The following is a 19197-nucleotide window of genomic DNA, read 5'->3' as shown; positions in this document are numbered from 1 at the left end:
CATCTATTGGACGCTCCAACCGGCTTCAAAGTTGCTCTGCTTGCCGGGAATCTGTTCATGAAAGCCTGTTATCTGCGCAGATAAATAGCTTCTAGAAGCATAAAGAGCCCTGACCGATCCGCTATTACAGCGGTGGACAGGACTCTCGTTTAACTCTTTGCGATTGATGGGCAGCATCTATACAGTGACGGAAGGCACAGACGCAAGGGCGAACTCCACCGCTGCTTCCGCATGGATGCGCGTTGTATCGAACAGCGGCATGTCGATATCCCCTTGTTTCAGGAGCAGCGGAATTTCCGTGCAGCCGAGAATAATGCCTTCCGCTCCCCGTGCCCGCAGACGTTCGATGATCGCGATATATTCCGCCTTGGAAGACGCATTTAATTCTCCCTTGCACAATTCGCCGAAAATAACATCATGCACGCGGATCCGATCTTCCTCGTCCGGCACGATAGCTTCGATGCCATGCTCGCGCAAGCGATCCGTGTAGAAGCTTTGCTCCATCGTGTAACGGGTCCCGAGCAAACCTACGCGGCGAAGTCCGTTCTTCTTGATCTGCGCCGCCGTCGTCTCCACGATATGCAGCAGCGGCACGTTTACCGCCTCTTGCACCTCCCCCGCGACGACATGCATCGTATTCGTGCAGATCAGTATCGTATCGCAGCCGCCGGCTTCCAGCTTCTTCGCGGCATCGGCGAGCAGTTCGGCGGCCCGCTTCCATTCTCCCGCCTTTTGCAGCTGCACGACCTCCTCGAAGTTGCAGGAGTACAGCAAACATTTGGCCGAACTCAATCCTCCCGCCCGTTCGCTGATGCCTCGATTAATATATTTGTAATAGTCGGCCGTCGACTCCCAGCTCAGTCCGCCGATTAATCCGATCGTCTTCATCATTACCCGCACGTCCCTTCCCGCTTATATAACTCCAGCATAACATGGTATACTGGTTTCCATAAGGACCAGGAATGGCACATATTCATAGTACCAGTTCTAATGCCAAGACGTATGTAAGGAGAGGTTCCGCACATGTTATGGTTTCCCGTTGACCGTTCCGCCGAGTCTTCGCTGACCGTTCAAGTATACGAGCAGCTGCGGCAGCGCATCCTGCGAAGCGAGCTTGTCGAAGGCGAGCGTCTGCCCTCCAGCCGCGAGCTCGCCTCCTCTATCGGCGTGTCGCGCAATATCGTACTGGAAGTCTACGATCGATTGCTTGCCGAGGGTTATTTGGAAATACGTCCACAGTCCGGCACTTACGTGGCGGCCGGCTCACATTTTCCGACCATCGCCCAGGCCATGTCCAGCGACGTCGAGGGGCAGTCCGCTGCCTCAATCGCAAGGCCACCCCCTCCCCCGGGCATGATCGACTTTCGGGCCGCGCATCCCGCCGCGGACTACTTCCCCCGCGCTGCATGGGGCAGGCTGGCGAAAGAGATTTGCCTGTATGCGCCGGAGCGCGCTTTTGGCTATGGCAGCCCGGAAGGAGCGTCCGAGCTGCGCAGCGTGCTCGCCCGCTACTTGCTGCAGGCGCGAGGCGTCCGCTGCCACCCGGAGCAGATCGTCATTACGACGGGCGCGACGCAAGCGCTGCAGCTAGTTACAGGCCTGCTCTCGCGGGACAAGCGGGCGCGCATAGCGGTAGAGGATCCCGTCACCGACGAGATGCGCACGATTTTCGCCTATGCCGGGGCTGAATTGCTGCCAGTCCCCGTCGACGATACGGGCATCCTGCCCGAGGAGCTCCCGGCGGGAGAAGCTCCCGACTTCGTCTTCGTTATTCCGTCCCATCAGTTTCCGCTCGGCGGCACGCTCCCCATCCAGCGTCGCATCCAGCTCATCGAATACGCCAGACGGAGCGATTGCCTCATTGTGGAGGACGATTACGACAGCGAATTCACGTACGAAGGCGTGCCCGTCCACTCCATGCAGGGGTTGGACCCGGAACGGGTCATCTATGTCGGCACCTTTAGCAAAATCTTATCTCCGTCACTCCGCATCGGCTACGCCGTCCTGCCCATCCGTTACGTCGAGGAATATCGCCGGCTAAAGTGGTTCGCCGACCGCCACACCGCCATGCTGGAGCAGCTTATTCTCGCCCGCTTTATGGAGGAAGGTTACTTTGACCGGCATATTCGCCGCATGCGGAAGATCTATCGCAAGCGTCGCGAGACGCTGGCGAGCAATCTCCGCAAGCATCTCCCGCAGGCCCGCATTCTGGGCGAGTCCGCGGGGATGCATCTCGTCGTGGAAGTGCCGGGAGTCCGTTTCACCGAAGAACGAATGGCGCAAATTGCCCGCGAAGGTGTCCATGTCTACGCCGTGGAGCATTACGCGCTTGTGCGCGGTCGGCACGAGAACCGGATCGTCATGGGCTACGGCGGCTTAACGCCGCAGGACATTGCGGACGGCGTCGAACGGTTGGCCCGAGCGATAACGGCGGCGGACTGACGGGGTGAAGCCAAAGGGGAAGGGGGAGACGAATCTCTCCCCTGGCGGGCGCGGATCCCATGGTGCTCGAAGTACCGGAGCTGTACCCACGGCGCTATACGTGCGGGTGCAGCAGCCACATGGTGCTATACGTGCAGCTCCTACCAAATAAAACTCGATATTACTCCGCCTCACCGCGCACCACGAACTTAACGGACATCAGCGACGCTATCACTCCAATTCTCTCAGTAGACGCCAACATCTACTCGACGAGAAGTTCCACCCTCGGGGACTAAGGTCAGCACGGCCGACATCACCACGAACGTCCCGCTGTAGACCACTCGTCGCCCCTATTCGTATCGCACCATCTCCTATAGAGAACTCATTGCCGAGGCTGTACATGGTATGGCCAGGAAATCGACCGCTCTACACATTTGTGCATTTCTCCCCAATTTCTTAAAGAGATGGGCCTCCTGCACATCAAATTGTACGAAAATACACAAATCCTCTCCTCATATCGTCGTTAGGGACCTTTTTGAAACAAAATTTGTGTATAAATGTACAAATGTACGAATTCATTGCTCTATCCACATCATAATTGTGTATTTTCGCTCAATTGTTATAACGCATGTGAAAATATCCAAGGTCGTATACTAGCGCAAGCACTCCAGCAACAGCAATCCAACTCCAGCACTCCAATTACCACCATCCGCGACCAAACGCGCCAAGCCCTCAGCTGGAATATTGGCATAAACTGTACAAACACATCTACATCAGAGAACGCCACGAGAAAACTTCTACCCTCGCCTCTCGAAGATGATCGACCTCCAGCTTGCTAAGTAAAGCCGCTTCGGAAGCATAAGGTAGGTAATATCGCCAATAAGAAATCCGTTTTCGAAGACCGAAAACTTATACTTTATTATGTGGCACGGTGAACGGCCGTCGCCGTCCTTTGGCAAAGCAGCGCGTTTCGCTCCGAAATGGAAAAAATGACTTTATTATATAAAAAAAAGCAATCCGCACAGGCCTATGCATTCCTGTCTGCGAATTGCTTTTTATATAGCCCGCTGACGCGGTCCTCTTACTTGTAGAACACTTTTTCTACGTTATATTTCGCTTGCCGCGTGTTAAGGATGTACGTCTCATACAGCTCCCGCTCTAGCGGACTTTCGTTCTCGAACACTTCGATCTTCGTTACCTCTTCCCGATGGTTCTTCATCACGGATACGGTATCCTCAAAGTGTTTTTTGATTCGCTGTCTGAGCTTCCTCGCTTTGCCGACGAACAGCAGCTCGTCCTTGTCGTTATAGAAGGCAAAAAATCCGCCCTTCTCCCGCGTGATCAAGTGGAAATCGGTAAAGCCGTAAATATGGCTGAGCTGCGGATCCTTCTGTTTGAGAATCGTAACATCCGGCTCCGGGATTGTAATATTGATCATGTTCTGTCACTTCCTCTTCTCACATTAGACAGAACCATACTATCACAATACAGCCCGAATGTTTAGAGGAATCTTCATTGTCATCCTCTCATCGTTCCCATTGCCAAAAATTTCGCGTCAGATTATACTCAGTTTAATGACTTTAATTCCAATCAAGAAAGTTGGTTTAATGGTGAAGGAAATTCCTATTCCATACGTAAGGAGCAATCAGGCGGGCATCGTTTTGTCACTAATTGCCTTCTTCATCACTCAGTCCGTTTGGATTATCGCCGTTTTGTTCTTCATACAAGCAATCGGCCTCGCCTTTGGCGCAAAGGCCAATCTATTCGTCCGCATCGCTCGCCCGTTCTTGGGCAGCCTCGTATCACGTTCCGGCACCGAGGCTGTCGAACTCCAGCGATTTAACAATTTGCTCGCAGTTCTGTTCTTGACCGCTTCGCTTGTTAGTCTGCTGCTAGGCTTCGGCACCGCGGGCAATATCTTTGCCGCTATGATGGGCGCCGCGGCGCTCGCCGCCCTGCTCGGCTATTGCATCGGCTGCACGATCTACTTCCAATACAAGCAGTTCCGCGCTAGAAGATTGCGGCATGGATCTCAATAGGCCTCGTGGATATATGCAACTAGCCTGCGTTATGGCGAAATGATGAGAAATCCTCTATCGAGGCCTTTCGAGGGTGAGCGACCGCGTTTAGAGGTAGGATTTATCGCCAAATAGAATTTCGGTTTTCGAATGCTCGAAAAGTTATAAATTCTATTGTGGTAAAAATAAAAACCGGGAGCATACGCCGCTCCCGGTTTTTTCGTTATTTGACAAACGCCGCTACGATTTTCGCGATCTCGGCGCGCGTAATAGGACCTTGAGATTGTTATGATCTTTTGAATGTATTGGAAAAAGGGGAGGAATCCCACGCGCTTCCATCGAATGTAAGAGAAAACGATTCCAATACTGAGGTAGCAGGAGAATGCGATGACTTTTCCCATCTGGATCGATCTTGGTTTTATCAAACTGCACCCACACACGGTTTTCGAAGCATTGGCTTACTTTGTTGGCTTTCGAGTGTATCTGCTTACCCGCAGCAAAGATAAGCTTCCCCTTGCGCAAGGCATCTGGGTCATCGTCGGAGCCATCCTCGGAGCCGCGATCGGCTCCAAGCTGCTGTATTGGCTGGAAGATCCCGCGAGGACGATTGAGAACTGGAACGACTACGTTTATATGATGGAAGGCAAAACAATTGTCGGGGGACTGCTTGGCGGGCTGATAGGCGTGGAGTGGATGAAGAAACGCGTCGGCATCACTCGTTCCACAGGCGATGACATGGCCCTTCCCATCATCCTGGGCATGATGATCGGGCGCATTGGCTGCTTCATGACCGGTCTGGACGATCACACTTACGGCACAGCCACTACCTGGCCGATCGGCGTCGATTTCGGCGATGGCATTCCGAGACATCCAACACAGCTGTACGAGATCGTTTTTCTTCTGGTGCTAGGCGTAGTTCTGTATCGCAAGAAACGTCAAGGCGCAATGCCGGAAGGCATGGTTTTCCAGCTATTTATGACGGGTTATCTGCTATTTCGGTTCACAGTCGATTTTATCAAACCGACCCCGCATCCTTATCTCGGGCTAAACAATGTCCAATTGGCATGCATAGCCGGCTTGATCTATTACGGCTATTTGATGAGCAGCAGGCTCAGAAGGCCGCAGCATTCGCACAAGGAGGAATTGTAGATGACGACGAAGAACAGGCCTTACCTCTTCTACGAGCTGACGAACAGCATTTGCTCGAAATGTCTGCGCAAGGTGGAGGCCAAGGTCATTATCGAAAACGACCAGGTCTTCTTGCAGAAATATTGCGGGCATCACGGACGCGAGAAGGTGCTGATCGCGAGCGATGCGGCTTATTATAAGCGATGCCGTGAATTTCTGAAGCCTGCCGAGATGCCTATGCACTGGAATACCCCCATTTGTTACGGCTGTCCGTACGATTGCGGATTATGCCCCGACCACGAGCAGCACAGCTGTCTGACCTTGCTCGAGGTGACCGAGAGATGCAATCTGCAATGCCCGATCTGCTACGCGGAATCGTCTCCGCACAAGGAATCGTGGCGCACGCTCGAGCAGATCGAATTTATGCTGGACGCCATCGTCCGCAATGAAGCGGAACCCGACATCGTGCAGATCAGCGGCGGCGAACCGACGATTCACCCTCAGTTTTTTGAAATACTGGATCTCGCCAAGAGCAAGCCTATCAAACATATCATGGTCAATACGAACGGCCTGCGCATCGCCCAGGATCGCGCGTTCGTGAAGAGACTTGCCGAATACACGCCCGGATTCGAGATCTACCTGCAATTCGACAGCTTCCGGGAGGAAGCTCTGCGAGAGCTGCGCGGCGTCGACTTGCGTGACGTTCGGAGGAGGGCGCTGGACCATCTGAACGAATTCAACATCTCGACCACGCTCGTCGTTACGCTCAAGAAGGGACTTAACGACGACGAGATCGGCGACATCATCCAATTTGGACTGAAGCAGCCCGCCGTGCGCGGCGTCACGTTCCAACCGATCCAGGCAGCAGGACGACTGGAGGAATTCGATCCGGCGAAGGATCGGCTGACGCTCAGCGAGGTTCGGCAGAGCATAATAGATCAATCCGGCATCTTCCGCGAAGAGGACATCATCCCCGTACCCTGCCATCCCGACTGCCTGGCAATGGGTTACGCACTGAAGCTCGGCGAAGAAGTGCTGCCGCTTACCGGCCTGATCGATCCTCAGATTCTGCTGGAGGGCGGACGCAACACGATCGTATTCGAGCAGGATCAGACGCTGAAGTCCAAAATTTTCGAGCTGTTTTCGACCGCCCACTCGCCTGATTCGTCGGCCCTGTCGCTGAAAAACTTGCTGTGCTGCCTGCCGATGGTATCCGTGCCCGAGCATATCGGCTACGACAACGTGTTCCGGGTCATTATTATGCAATTCCTGGACCCGTACAATTTCGACGTCCGATCCGTCAAGAAGTCTTGCGTCCATATCGTGCATCCCGACGGGCGAATCATTCCTTTCGATACCTACAATATGTTCTATCGCGGCGATCAAGAGAAAAAGCTGGAAGCGCTGAGAGCCGAATTCGATATGAGGCCAGGAGGGAAAGTATATGCTGACTGGAAAGAATGACGGGAACAACAAGCCGCCCGGGCATACGAAAGACGTATGGCTCGGCATCGGATTGCTGGCCGTGCTCCATCTGCTGCTGTTTCTATTTCCCGTCAGCTTCTTTTTTATAGGCGTTGTTCAACTCTTGTATTTGTTGCCCGCGATCATCATATGCAGAAAGCGTGGAGGCATCGTACAAGGGCTGCTTATCGGAGCTGGCGTTACCTTTCTGCTTAATGCCGCCTGCTTTGGCATAGTTATGACCATGACGTTTTCGTAGCACTGAGCTTTCGCAAGTTGGCTGGCTGCGCTAGATCATGGGGACAGCTTCATTCCAAGAAATTGAGAGATAGTTCTTATTAAGCAAAAAAAGCTTCCGGCGCCATTTTGCAGGTGACGTAGGGAGCTTCTTTGCGATGGGTTGGATAGACGGTTACAATCGCAAAAAAGCTTCCGGCGCCACTTTGCGGGTGACGTGGATGCTTCTTTGCGATGGGTTGGATAGACGGATACGATCGCCTGACCTGGTAGTGGCGCAGGTGTCGGAGTCGGAGTTGGCTCGGAGCTGATGTCGTTGTCTGGCCGCTACTTCGATTGCAGCTTCTCAAGCAGCTCTCCGAGCCGCAGGAAGGAATCGTTCATGCCGCTTTCCATGCCGGATTGCAGCATGCCGTCGCGGTCGGCTACCGAGCGGAAGATGGATTCCATCACGATTCGGGTACGTCCTCCAGGCAGCTCGACGAATTCCGCTGTCTCCAGGGAAACGTGTCCCTTCTCCGGCAGTCCCTCGAACTCGAACGTTTGGATGATGCGCACCGGCGCCGTCACTTCATGGAACACGCCGCGGAATGCATAGGCGTTGCCGTCATTGTCGCTATGCACATACTTCCATCTGCCGCCGTCGCGCGGTTCGAACGTCTCGAGGTTCATCTTCAAAATGCGTGGCCCCATCCATTCTACGAACAGCTTGGCATCCGTAAATGCTTCGAATACAAGCTCTCTCGGCGCATTGAATTCTCTTTCGATCTTGATCATTTGGCTGCCCGGCTCCGCAATCAGCTTCGTTTCATTGACTGTTGTCATGATTCATCGTTCCCTTCCGATGGTTTGGATTGTTGTCCTGCCTTCATGCGCGCTTCCAGCAACGCATCTAGTTTCTCGAATCTTCTGCTCCACATCTCGCGGAACTGCTTTGCCCAGTCCTCGACCTCAGCCATCGCCTCCGGATTTAACCGATAGATCCGCTGCTGCGCCCTCTTCTCCACACTTACGACGCCCGCTTCTCTTAGCACCTTCAAGTGCTGGGAGATAGCTGGAGGACTGACTTGAAAGTGTCCACATATGTCCGTGGCCGACAACTCGCCTTCGGTGGCGAGCAGCTCGATGATACGCCTTCTCGTGATGTCTGCAATCGCTGTAAATTTGTCCATGCGCTTATTATAAAGTAAACACTTAATTAAGTATATACTTAATTAATGGGGGGGGGTTGTTTTTTGTTTTAACAGCCTTAGTTTGGTCGGCTGGTTTGACGGCCTAATTGCCGATCACACCGACGAAATTGCGCGTTTACGCTGGATAATGAACCAGTTGTGGGTAACACCGGATCAGGCATGGTGTGACCCTTTATAGCGGATTTTACTGCTACATTTTGCGGATCAGCGCTAACACCGACAAAAGAATAGTGCTATCCCCTTTGGGGATGTAGATTATTGTAAAGATCGACAAGTATGCATAGACCGAGTTCCTTAAACAAGTTATTTGGCATCGAGAAATGGACATGCATGCATTGCGAGTTTCTCCAAGCTGTCATTCTAAGCTTGGGGAGATCTCCTTTGAATAACCTTCTACGTAACTCCCTGTGAAGCTTACGTATCTTTCGCCAACTTCTGAGTTGCATGGCTCGGAGTCTCCTGCGAATCCAGCTGTCCATTTCCTTGAGATAGCTTTTCCCATGCCCATGCCCGAAGTAGTTCCCCCATCCTCGTAGATAAGGACAGGTACAACACGGCCATATATTGGGCCATTGTCATTTTGTTGTCCGGCTTGAAGCTGTCGTCCGGCTGACCAGACGAGCTCGCTTTCATTATAATACGCTTCCATCAAATCTTCTGTTGAACAGCGATAAAGAGCTGTCTCCCAAGGTATACAGCCTTGTGAGACAGCCCTTCGCAAAGATGCATGCCGTTGATCCTATATAGTTAGAATATCTACCCCCAGAGCTGGCAGCGTCATTTTTTTCTCCAACCTCTCGCTTGTCAACAAGCTGAGATAAGGAACGTCAAGCGTAACCTCTCGTTGCTCATTCGTCAAATTGATCAGGAACAAAAAGCTTTCCTCACCCTTCGTTCGAATCGACAGCTCGACACCTTCCGGCAGCTGGAGCTTGGGAGCCAAGCCCTTTTCCTTCAATATGCTTTCGAACAGCTGATAGAAATACGATGGTTCCGGCCAAGTTCCGACATAATACACTTCACCTTCACCAAACTTATTGACAGTAACTGCCGGCACGCCCTCGTAAAAGTCGTTGTCATACCAGGCAATCGGTTCTGCTCCTCGCAGTTCCAGCAGATCGCACCATTGCTTCGCAGCGAATGTCTGGCCCTCCGAGTTCCGAATCCAATGCTCGCTGTTACCGATTGCATCATATTCACTAACGACAATACCCGCCGCTTTCGCCAGCAGCCCCGGCAGAGGCAGCATCTCACATACATTCCTCATGTTCTTCACGCCTGTCCGATTGGTGAGTACAACCGTGCCGCCTCCGGCTGCGAATCGTTCCAGCCGCTGCGCTACTTCTTCACTTAACAGAAAGAGGGAAGGGACAATGACCAGCTTGTAGCCATCGAGCTCCTCGGTCCAGTTGATAACGTCCGTACCGACGCCCATTTTCAGAAATGCATTGTGCATTGAGGACAAGTTGTCCATATAGTGCATTCCCCCCTCTGTTTGCGCCTGAAGGGAAAGCGCCGTATGCTGATCATGCGAATGAAGAATCGCAATATGGGTATCGATTGTCGAGCCAGCCAACAGTTCTCCTAACTGTTTTACCTCGCGAGTAAGCTCTGCGAACTCCCTGAACCTGCGTCCAGGAACATTACTATGGTCGATAAGCCCATGCCAGAACTGTTCGGCTCCGACGACAGCACTCCGCCAGCGGAAATGGACAACCATGTCGGCGCCGCGTGCAATTGTCTGCCAGGAACGAGCTCGAATCAATCCAGGGTAAGGGGTGCGCTGAATCGGCATCCAGGCGCCCTGCGCTCCGCTCAGCTGTTCCATTACCCAGAAATTGCGGCGCTTGATGCCGCGAACCAAGTCTAGCGACAGCGCTCCGTTCTTCGGAGATCGATCGCCATAATCGCGATACAGCTCATTCGGATAATAATCGACAGAGACAAAGTCCAGATCTTTGTGGAGATCATAATAGTCCAGGCTACTCGGGTATTGCCACATATTATGCGTCACGAATTGGCCTGGACAGTTGCTGCGCAGAATTTCAAGCTGCCACCCCAGCAGATAGCCTACGCTGTCCGAGCAGAACCGTTTGTACTCCAGAAGATAGGAAGGATTCTTCGGCTTGCTGGTACCAAGCGGCGTCGTTACCTCGGCCCAACTGCTGTATTCCCCGCTCCAGACGACCGTGCCCCACTCCTGGTTCAGCTTTTCCAGACTGGAATATCGCTTCTGCAACCAAGCTACAAATGCACGATTGCACGTATCGCAATGGCATTCTTGGAAGTGCATCTCGTTATCGATTTGCCAGCCAATGACAGCGGGATGCTTCGCATAGCGTTGCGACATTGCTTCGATAAATTTGGAGCCCAGCATTCTCAAGGAATAGCTGTTGTTACAACGATGTCCACGCACACCCGACCTGATTATTTGACGTTGCTCATCCATTGGCAGCACATCTGGATAACGGGAAGTCATCCAGTTCGGCGTAGTATTGGTAGGTGTGCATAACACGATTTCCATGCCGCGCGCTGCAAATACTTCTATAGCTGCATCCAACCATTCAAACCGATAATCACCCTCGGTCGGTTCCATTCTACTCCAGGCGAACTCCGCCATTCGCACAACAGCAACACCCGTTTCTTGCATAAGAGCTGCATCCTTCTCCCATAGCTCGGGAGTCCATTGCTCTGGATAATAATCAATTCCGATTCTAATCGTCATCCTGTGAGCTCCTTTATTCATCAATATATTGCGATTATATGCTATATTAATTAGAGTGAACATCTTAAATATTTAATACAATATAATAATATTAAGATAATAGGAGAGTTGGTCGCATGCCTCATCCCAATCGCGCTTTCCCAGTACTATCCGCCCGAGACAAGCTACTCCCTTTTTATTTGCTTGGCATTGGTCTGCAACATGAACAGGAGCATATCCGCCGAGACCCGGGTATTCAGGATTATCAGTGGATTCAATGCCGCAGTGGCGAGGGCAAGCTCAAGCTAAGTGATACGGAGCATATCATCAAGCAAGGCATGGGCATGCTGCTGTTCCCCGGCCAGAAGCACGAATACCATGCTTTATCGGGGAGCTGGGAAGTTGACTGGATCATCTTTGATGGCAGCGGATCAGCGAGTTTGTTTGAAACAGTCGGCATTGTTGACATAAGCGTATTCACGCTCGCATCGCCCGAATACCTTCTATCCCGAATGCGAGAGTTGCTGCAAGCTGCCCTTACGCCGCAAGAGCAAACGTTAAGCAATTACGCCTGTTCCGCCATCCTCTATACCTTATTGACCGAGATTATTCAACGCATCTCTGTCGATGGCAGCGATACCGTCGGGCAACAGTATGAGCGGTTAAAACCGGTTCTGGACTATATTGACCAACATTATGCCGAAGAGATTACTTTGCAGACGCTTGCCGGACTGATGTGCGTCACACCGGAATACTTCTGCCATTTGTTCAAGAAGACGACAGGTATTCGTCCCATAAGCTATGTCAATCATGTAAGGATCAACAAGAGCAAGGAACTGCTGCTCGACAATGCGCAGCACGGGATGCAGGATATTGCTCATCAAGTCGGCTTCGAATCTGCCAGCTATTATGGAGCAATCTTTAAGAAGCTGGAACGGCTCACACCCGGCGCCTTCCGCCGCAGCTATCAGAAGTCGTAACATATGTACTGTCCAAGTGCGTTCGGGAGTAAATGTATACCTATATAAGTTCAACTAAAGATCATCTATATATTCGGCAGTAATCCATTGGAATAAATTCCCAGACTAAATACACAACCTCGTATATCGTAAAATCATTAGCCTATGAGCCAACGAGGTGCAAAAAACGAAACTACCCAAACTCCTCCAGGAGGATCAGAACAATCCTGAAATCCAGGCGATAAAAGCAGCCATCAAAGCGAATAAAGACTTAAGGATGCATCAGGGATATCAAGCGATCTTGCTTGATCTGCACGGCGTGTCCAAGAAAGACATCCGCAAGTTCATTTGGGTGAATATATTAAATAATTCGATGGTTTGATGAGCAGTTCGTCGGCGTGATCGACAAACTAGCGCGGTTCGGCTACTTTGACAACCCAGTTGTCGGTATGACCGACAAAACAAAAAACACCAAGCAACGCCGAAACGCAACTTAGTGTCTTAGTCACTATCTCTATGCGCTGAACAGCCGTTGCAGCGCAGTCAATTCAATCTCCGCCGCCGGGTGGAAGGCGTCCGACTTGGCGTAGTCCGCGATGCTGCGAAGCAACTGCCTACCTTCCGGCGTCTCCGCCAGCGAGCCTGCTTCGGCGCCGCATACGAGCAGCTTGCCGTTTAATGCGCGGCATTCGAACAGCAAGCCGAGCTTGTAGTTGCGCTCTACGTTGTCGATCGTCTGTACGATCGGGCTGAGCTCCCGCGGCAGGTCGTCCAGGATAAGCGAGCGCGAACAGGAGACGATGCTCCACCAAGGATAAGTGGAGTACGTGTCGCTCGGGAATCCTTGCAGCGCCGGATGTTCGTTGTCGATCAGAAGCCCCATCGTGCCAACCGGCACGGGTTTGTTCATGCTCTCCGAGATAGAGCGGAACATCGGATAGTTCCAGAAGTCGGTGCAATACGTGCCTTCGATGCTGTCTGCCAGCGCATCCGGCTTCGCGAACAGCACGACGTTCTCGCCCTTCTCCAGCAGCGACACGGCTTGGTCCGTCAGCTCGTCGAACAAATGCAGACCGTCCAGCTCCGAGCCGCCATCTACATGTGGGAACAACCACAACGCGTAAGACTTGCGCACATCGGTTCCCTCGATCCAGAGACGAAGCTCGAGCTGCCGGGCAACATCCAGCGAAGGCAGCGCAGCCTCAAATGCTCCTAGATCGATGTACGGACTCCCCTCGTCATCTGCCGCACTAAGGTTCCCTTCTGTGAGCACCTCGCCGCCAAGACGAAGCTCCCACTGCACCGCCACTGCGCCAAGCGCCTCCGGTCTAAACCAGGCCAGCTCCGCGCTGGCGCGGAACGTATCGCCGGACACCCAGACATAGGATTCGAACCGTGCCAGCAGCACAGCATCGGAGCAATAAGTGCGCCATTCCTCCGGCTCCACCAATCCCTTGGAATCCATGAAGGCGTCCAGCACGCCGACGAGCGCCGTGCCTTGTCCGCTGAAGTCCTGCAGGTCAAGAAGCTGGAAACCTGCCAGCTGCCGCGAACGGAAAGCCGCCTCCAGCTCTTCCTTGTAACATTCTACGGCGAGCTTGCCGGAGCTCTGGAAGAACTTGTCCGCGAGATGCCCCATCCCCTTGATCTCCAGCCGTTCGCGGAACAGCTCGAAATTGCGCGCCTTGAGAGGCCCCTTGTACTTCTCGATCTCCGCATAATTCGGATACATGCCGAATTGCCCGATTTCATGGGACACGACGGGAATGGACGGGATGAGCTCGGATGCCGCTTCCGCCTTGACCGTGATCGCCTCGGTCCCGTACTGTATCTGGAGCTCGCCGCCATTCGTGCCACTGTCTCCTGCGCGTCCGCTCGGGATGATTTCCTCGTCATAATCCTTCATCGTGCTCGGCTTATCCGTCTGGATATGCCCTAGCGGCGCATCGCACATCGCGTATGAGCCCCTGAACAGACGATCTCTGGAGAAACGAACACCGCAGTAGAAGTCGTCCTCCTCCAGAATGACCGGCACGAACTGGAAGTTGTTAGAGCCTTGCGTGTAGAGCGGGCGGCTGTCGTAAGCCATAAATCCGCGCATAATTTCCGCGATCCGGCTTTTGCTGCCCCACAGCTCGTTGCCTAGCGACATCATCACGAACGACGGATGATTGCCGAAGGCACGGAGAATTGCAAATCCCTCCTGGATCAAATATTGCTGCTCCGCTTCGTTATGCTTCTCGTCGCCTTTCTCTGTCATCGTGCCCCAGAACGGCAGCTCTGGTTCCATGTAAATGCCGAGCATGTCCGCTGCTTCGAACGCCGCATCGGGTGGGCAGCAGGTATGGAAGCGATAATGGTTAATGCCATAAGATTTCGATATGCCCAGAATGCGAAGCCACTCTTCCAACGTCGTCGGCGCATAACCCGTCAGCGGGAAAATCAGCCCGTCATGCTTGCCCCGCAGGAACGTCTTCGCGCCGTTGATCGTGAACTTGTCGCCGTCCGCCTTAAAGTCCCGCAAGCCGGCCACGATGGTCCGCTCGTCCAGCAGAACGCCCCCGTCGCCGACAAGACGCAGCTTCAGCTCGTAAAGGTTCGGGGCGGCGTCGCACCAGAGCAGCGCATCATCGCCAAGCGTATAGACAACTTCAAGTTCGCCTGCCGTTACCGCGACCGTTACCGGCTCTGCCCGATGGACTCCGCCATCCGTTCCCTCAACCGCCTGCGACTCGGCCCGTCTATCTCCTCCTGGACCAGCGATCTCGCCGGCGCCAGACGTTTCAGACGCCCAGATCCGAATCCCCGCAGCAATAGTAGAGGCTGCAATCGTCAAAGTCCCCTGAGGTTCGCCTCCCACCTTCGCCCGAATCGTAAACGTACGGTTTGCCGCATCCGGATATACTTGTACGTCGTCCAGATAGGTTTCACCTACAAATTGCAGCTCCAATCGGCCTGTAATGCCGTTCCAATTCGTTTGCGTATCCGCAGACGTCATATGGCCGCCTTTTGTCGGATACGAAGTGTTGTCGACTCGGATTGTAATGCGGTGCTTCCCTTCCGTCAGCAACTTGCCCAGCTCGTAGACATGCGGCGTGCACAAGCTGTTCCGCGTGCCGATCTCCTCGCCGTCGATCCAGACGGTCGTGACCCGCGTACGCTCCAGATAAAGCATGGAGTTCCATCCCGCTTGCTCCGCCGTAATGTCCACCTCGCGCGAGAACCAGGCGTAACCCTCGAACTTGAAGGCGTCCGTCAGCGAACCCGCCAGCGCCTCCTCGTTCGTCGGGCCTTTGCCGGCATGGGACGTCGTTCCCGGCAACGTCATGACATCATCGAACGGCTCTGCCTCGTTTCCTGTTTTCTCCGGATCCAGCCGCAGCCGCCATTGTCCTTCCAGACCAATCTTCGTGTTCATCTCGTTCCCCAGCTCCTATTTATCCTGTTTGTGGTAGTTCAAAAAGTCCGCTTTTGATCACGAAGTATGCCAAGAAGCTTACTCGACATCGAATATTGAATTCAGGCGAAACTAAGCGAATGCTTGCGAAGTATGTTTCCTCCGGAAACATTGCAGGTGCTCACGTAGCTTCCACTACGCTCCGCTCCTCAGTTTCTACCTTCATCCAATCTTCTCGGTGCTGAAAACCGAACTTTTTGAACACGTATTTTAGTGGTAGTCCCTATATTCCTGCGGGGTATATCCCGTTGTTTTCTTGAAGAGGTAAGTGAAATAAGCCGCCGTTTGGAACCCAACCTGCTCAGCCACCTCATAGACGCGGACATGCGGGTCGCGCAGCAGCTCCATCGCTTTGTTCATCCGCGTCTCCTGCACGAATTCGGATACGGTCTTGCCGGTCGATTTCTTGAACAACACGCTCAGGTAGCTCGCGTTCAGGTGATGAAGCTCCGCCAGCTGCTTGACGGTTACATTCTCATGAATATGGGCTTCGATATAGTCCGAGATCTTCTGGATCAAATTGTGTTGCTGCGAGTTCTGCTTGTTTTGCTCCGCCTCCGCGTACCTCTTGACGTATTCCATCACGGCATCCTTGACCTGCGGCACCGTCGTGCAGTCGATCAGACGCTGCCAGACAGGAATGTTGAGATCGGCCATCGCATCGTCCTGCAGCTTCCGCTTGCGCGCCAGCTCGCTAAGCAAACCTAGCCCGAACGCCTGAATGTATGTGAAGGGATGATGAGCGATAAGCATATCCAGCACGCTGCTGGTATATTCGACCGCCTTGCCCGCTTCGTCAGCCTTCTCCAGCATTCGGACGATCTCCGGAATGTACTCCTCCCTGACGCGGTGCTCCAGAAATTCCGTCTCGTCCAGCCGCTCCTCGTACAGCACTTGTCCGCCTTCCAGCAGCCGCGCTTTGGCCATCATATATTTCACGCGTTTATACGCGATGGGGGCCTCACCCCAATCCTTAAAGATGCGGCTAAGTCCGACCGTCACCGAGGAGCCGTACTGCTCTCGAATCCACTGCTGCACAAACGCGATGCCCTTCTCCATACGAACCTGCTCCTCCGGCAAGGGGTTGAGGTGCACGGCGACAACCTCCTCCGATCCCATGCTGGCGGCGATGACGCCGGGGAAGTCCGCCAAGCTGACCTTTACCGCCTTCAGAAATCCGCTCCCTCGCACGATTCGACTCTTGGCATCCCTGCCGCCGTCCATAAACCGGTCGTATCCGAAGGAGATGACGCTGATTCCCCGCATCAGCGGGGGGAGCTCCAGCAGCTTGATCCAGGACTCCTTCGTATCGTCGTCCGCGAGCCCTTCCAACACAAGATCATGGACGAAACGTTCCTTGACGACATCCAGACTGCCGGACACCTTCTCTTGCAGCTCGTTCGTCTCCGCTTCGATGTCCCGCTGCTTCTCGATCGCCGCGCGAAATGCGGTCAGCTTCGCTTCCACTTCCTCGGTCTTGATCGGCTTAAGCACGTAAGCCTGTGCGCCGACATGTATCGCTTCCTGTACGAACTCGAACTCGTTGTAGCCGCTGATAATGAGCACCTGCAGCCGATACCCCAGCTCCTTGCACCGCGACACGAGCTCAATCCCCGTCATGATCGGCATCGACACGTCCGAGATAAGCACGTCGACGTCATGATTCCGCAACAGAGCAAGTGCCGCCTCTCCGGATTGCGCGGTCAGCGGCGGCGCGTAGCCGATCGCCTCCCACCCGACATGCCTGACCAATCCTTGTATATGCGTTGGCTCGTCATCCACAATCAAAGCCTGTATCATAAGCCATCTCCTTTCCTGATTTCCGGCTGCTCCAGATAAGCGGGAATATCGATCGACACGAATGTCCCTTCCCCTGGGGCGCTGTCGATTGTCATGCTGCTGCCGCTGCCAAAATAAAGCAGAAGCCTCTCTCTAATGTTGGCGGTGCCGAAGCCATTGCCGGAGCCGGTCCGCTTGCCCTCGCGCAGCGATTCCAGTGTTTCCTCGGACATCCCTGCCCCGTTATCGTGAATGACGAACCGGATGCGGTCTTGCTCCTTCCTGGCCGAGATCCGAATGAACGCATCTTCCTTCTGCATAATGGCGCCATGCACGTAACAGTTTTCGACGATGGGCTGGAGCAGCATTTTGATCGTGTAATAAGACCGCGCCTCAGGATCGATGTCCCACTCGATCTGTACCTGGTCCGGGTAGCGGAGCTCCTGGATATCGAGATAAGCTTCGACATGCTGCAGCTCCGTCTCCACTCTTGTCACGTTTACCCTGTTGTCAAGCGCAAGCCGGTAGAACGTCGTCAGTGCGTCGATCGCGCGAATCTGCGTCTTATCTCCCTGATCCATGGCACGCCACCTGATTAAGCTCAGCGAATTATAGATAAAATGCGGATTGATCTGCGCCTGCAGCGCGCGGAACGAATGCTCCCTCTCCTTCAGTCTCGACTTCGTAATATCGTTGACCAGCGTCCCCAGCTTGCCCGTCATGGAATTAAACAAAACCTCCAGCTCGCCGAGCTCGTCCTTGTCCCTGCTGGTGACGGTTACATCGAATTCGCCTTCGGCAATGTCGTTCATCCGGCTGCCCAGCTTGCGAATCCGCCATACGACGTTCTTTAGCACCGTCATGACCATAAACATGGACAACAGCAGGAAGAAAGCTATAGCGCCCACGATACCGTAGGCAATCCCCTTGGATTGCCGTTCCAACTGGTCCATGTGCAGCACCGCGGCCACGCTCCATCCCGAAGCCAGCGTCTCGACGATCATCTGTTTGTCATCCAGCATGACCCCTTCCGAGAACGCCCCTTCCCCCATGCCTTCGGCTTGCTTAAGCTCCGGAATACGCGCCGCGATAGTCCCGATCTGATCCTCGCTTGACGAAGCTACAATACGTCCGTTGTGATCCATAATGTAGATATCGCCGGCCCCGTTGAAGGGATTGTCAAAGAGGTCGCCGAACACGGAATCGTAATCCAGCAGCATGTAGGTGGCGCCGACGACGGTAGAGCCGTTCGTGTTAAAAATCTTGTGCGACACCAGAAGCTGGTCGGTCTCGCCCGGTACGTTGATCCACCGCAAAGACTCGCCTGACGCCAGCGTCTCGCTGTACCAATCCGTCTCCGTCCGTCCGGCGAGCGGTCGACCTTCCGGCTTCCACAGCAGCCTACCGTCCTGGACGAGAGTGTCGTTCGTGTGATAGATCCGGAACATGTCGATGCCTGGCAGCAACTTGCTTGTCGATAAAAACGACCGGTCCACGTATTCCAGCGAGAGCAGCTGGTCGGACATGTCGGCATGTTCTCTGGACAATCTCGCCGACAACTCCCCGTCGGTCGCCGTACGGACGGCCAGGAGATCGTAGGCTTGCTTTCGGAAATCGATGTTCTGAGAAGTCTGGCGAACCGCTTCCCTGATCGTGACCATGTAATTGTCGCGTACGCTCTGCAATGCGAAGTATCCCGCGCCGATACCGAGAATAACGGTAGGCACGAAAACGATGAGCACGTATAGCAACAAAATTTTTCCGCGGAGATGGAGTCCCCTCGTCACACGTATCGCCGTTCGTTCGATTAATCGCAGCACCATTGCTCAACCACTCC

16 protein-coding genes are annotated in these 19197 nt (G+C 53.7%); 7 read left to right on the top strand and 9 right to left on the bottom strand.

All coding sequences use genetic code 11. The features are described from left to right. Positions 1–177: 177 nt before the first annotated feature. Positions 178–888 (bottom strand): aspartate/glutamate racemase family protein, encoded by a 711-nt coding sequence (locus PAT3040_RS27150; RefSeq protein ID WP_108995174.1) that lies wholly within the window; start codon positions 886–888, stop codon positions 178–180. A gap of 135 nt (positions 889–1023) precedes the next feature. On the opposite strand from PAT3040_RS27150, the gene pdxR reads away from it, so the two are divergent. Next, entirely contained in the window at positions 1024–2442 is a 1419-nt protein-coding gene (pdxR, locus tag PAT3040_RS27145) for a MocR-like pyridoxine biosynthesis transcription factor PdxR (RefSeq protein WP_108995142.1), read from the top strand. Positions 2443–3502: 1060 nt separating this feature from the next. On the opposite strand, the gene PAT3040_RS27140 is transcribed toward pdxR, so the two are convergent. Next, entirely contained in the window at positions 3503–3859 is a 357-nt protein-coding gene (locus PAT3040_RS27140) for a nucleotide excision repair endonuclease (protein WP_108995141.1), read from the bottom strand. A 169-nt stretch (positions 3860–4028) separates the two neighbouring features. Between PAT3040_RS27140 and PAT3040_RS27135 the strand changes: the two genes are divergently transcribed. From PAT3040_RS27135 to PAT3040_RS27120, 4 genes are all read left to right on the top strand, one after another. Continuing rightward, positions 4029–4460, top strand: a complete 432-nt coding sequence (locus PAT3040_RS27135) for a DUF4395 domain-containing protein (protein WP_307719180.1) — start codon at positions 4029–4031, stop codon at positions 4458–4460. A 366-nt stretch (positions 4461–4826) separates the two neighbouring features. Then, positions 4827–5588 carry a prolipoprotein diacylglyceryl transferase gene (locus PAT3040_RS27130; RefSeq protein WP_108995140.1) on the top strand — a complete coding sequence of 254 codons (762 nt, stop codon included), beginning with the start codon at positions 4827–4829 and terminating at the stop codon, positions 5586–5588. Then, complete coding sequence (locus tag PAT3040_RS27125) at positions 5589–7031, top strand: radical SAM protein (protein ID WP_108995139.1); 1443 nt, start codon at positions 5589–5591, stop codon at positions 7029–7031. Further along, a complete protein-coding gene (locus PAT3040_RS27120; RefSeq protein WP_108995138.1) occupies positions 7012–7290 on the top strand; it encodes a hypothetical protein in 279 nt (92 codons plus the stop codon). The genes PAT3040_RS27125 and PAT3040_RS27120 overlap by 20 nt, the downstream gene beginning before the upstream one ends. A 305-nt stretch (positions 7291–7595) precedes the next feature. On the opposite strand, the gene PAT3040_RS27115 is transcribed toward PAT3040_RS27120, so the two are convergent. The 4 genes from PAT3040_RS27115 to PAT3040_RS27100 all read right to left on the bottom strand — a co-directional run bounded on the left by PAT3040_RS27115 (position 7596) and on the right by PAT3040_RS27100 (position 11186). Further along, the gene (locus PAT3040_RS27115) at positions 7596–8093 is read right to left on the bottom strand and encodes an SRPBCC family protein (RefSeq protein ID WP_108995137.1); all 498 of its coding nucleotides are present in this window, start codon (positions 8091–8093) and stop codon (positions 7596–7598) included. Beyond that, positions 8090–8440, bottom strand: coding sequence for an ArsR/SmtB family transcription factor (locus tag PAT3040_RS27110; RefSeq protein ID WP_087572065.1), 351 nt, complete (start codon positions 8438–8440; stop codon positions 8090–8092). Before PAT3040_RS27110 ends, PAT3040_RS27115 begins: the two co-directional genes overlap by 4 nt. Before the next feature lie 254 nt (positions 8441–8694). Then, the gene (locus PAT3040_RS27105; RefSeq protein WP_108995136.1) at positions 8695–9024 is read right to left on the bottom strand and encodes a group II intron maturase-specific domain-containing protein; all 330 of its coding nucleotides are present in this window, start codon (positions 9022–9024) and stop codon (positions 8695–8697) included. A 176-nt stretch (positions 9025–9200) separates the two neighbouring features. After that, a complete protein-coding gene (locus PAT3040_RS27100) occupies positions 9201–11186 on the bottom strand; it encodes a beta-galactosidase (RefSeq protein ID WP_108995135.1) in 1986 nt (661 codons plus the stop codon). 116 nt (positions 11187–11302) lie between these two features. Between PAT3040_RS27100 and PAT3040_RS27095 the strand changes: the two genes are divergently transcribed. Together PAT3040_RS27095 and PAT3040_RS27090 are read left to right on the top strand one after the other, a co-directional pair. After that, the gene (locus PAT3040_RS27095) at positions 11303–12145 is read left to right on the top strand and encodes an AraC family transcriptional regulator (RefSeq protein ID WP_108995134.1); all 843 of its coding nucleotides are present in this window, start codon (positions 11303–11305) and stop codon (positions 12143–12145) included. A gap of 157 nt (positions 12146–12302) precedes the next feature. Then, on the top strand, positions 12303–12506 hold the full coding sequence (locus tag PAT3040_RS27090) for a hypothetical protein (RefSeq protein WP_108995133.1): 204 nt from the start codon (positions 12303–12305) through the stop codon (positions 12504–12506). 132 nt (positions 12507–12638) lie between these two features. Here PAT3040_RS27090 and PAT3040_RS27085 read toward each other — a convergent pair whose 3' ends face one another. From PAT3040_RS27085 to PAT3040_RS27075, 3 genes are all read right to left on the bottom strand, one after another. Next, positions 12639–15542: a DUF8487 domain-containing protein gene (locus PAT3040_RS27085; RefSeq protein WP_108995132.1), complete on the bottom strand. Its 2904-nt coding sequence runs from the start codon at positions 15540–15542 to the stop codon at positions 12639–12641. 249 nt (positions 15543–15791) lie between these two features. Further along, entirely contained in the window at positions 15792–17381 is a 1590-nt protein-coding gene (locus PAT3040_RS27080) for a response regulator transcription factor (RefSeq protein WP_258235179.1), read from the bottom strand. Further along, a complete protein-coding gene (locus tag PAT3040_RS27075; protein WP_108995131.1) occupies positions 17378–19183 on the bottom strand; it encodes a cache domain-containing sensor histidine kinase in 1806 nt (601 codons plus the stop codon). The genes PAT3040_RS27080 and PAT3040_RS27075 overlap by 4 nt, the downstream gene beginning before the upstream one ends. Positions 19184–19197 lie beyond the last annotated feature (14 nt).

The organism is Paenibacillus agaridevorans (assembly GCF_003112455.1).
GTDB lineage: Bacteria > Bacillota > Bacilli > Paenibacillales > Paenibacillaceae > Pristimantibacillus > Pristimantibacillus agaridevorans.
The sequence above is the reverse complement of the archived record's forward strand: the minus strand, read 5'-3'. Positions and strand labels throughout refer to the sequence as shown.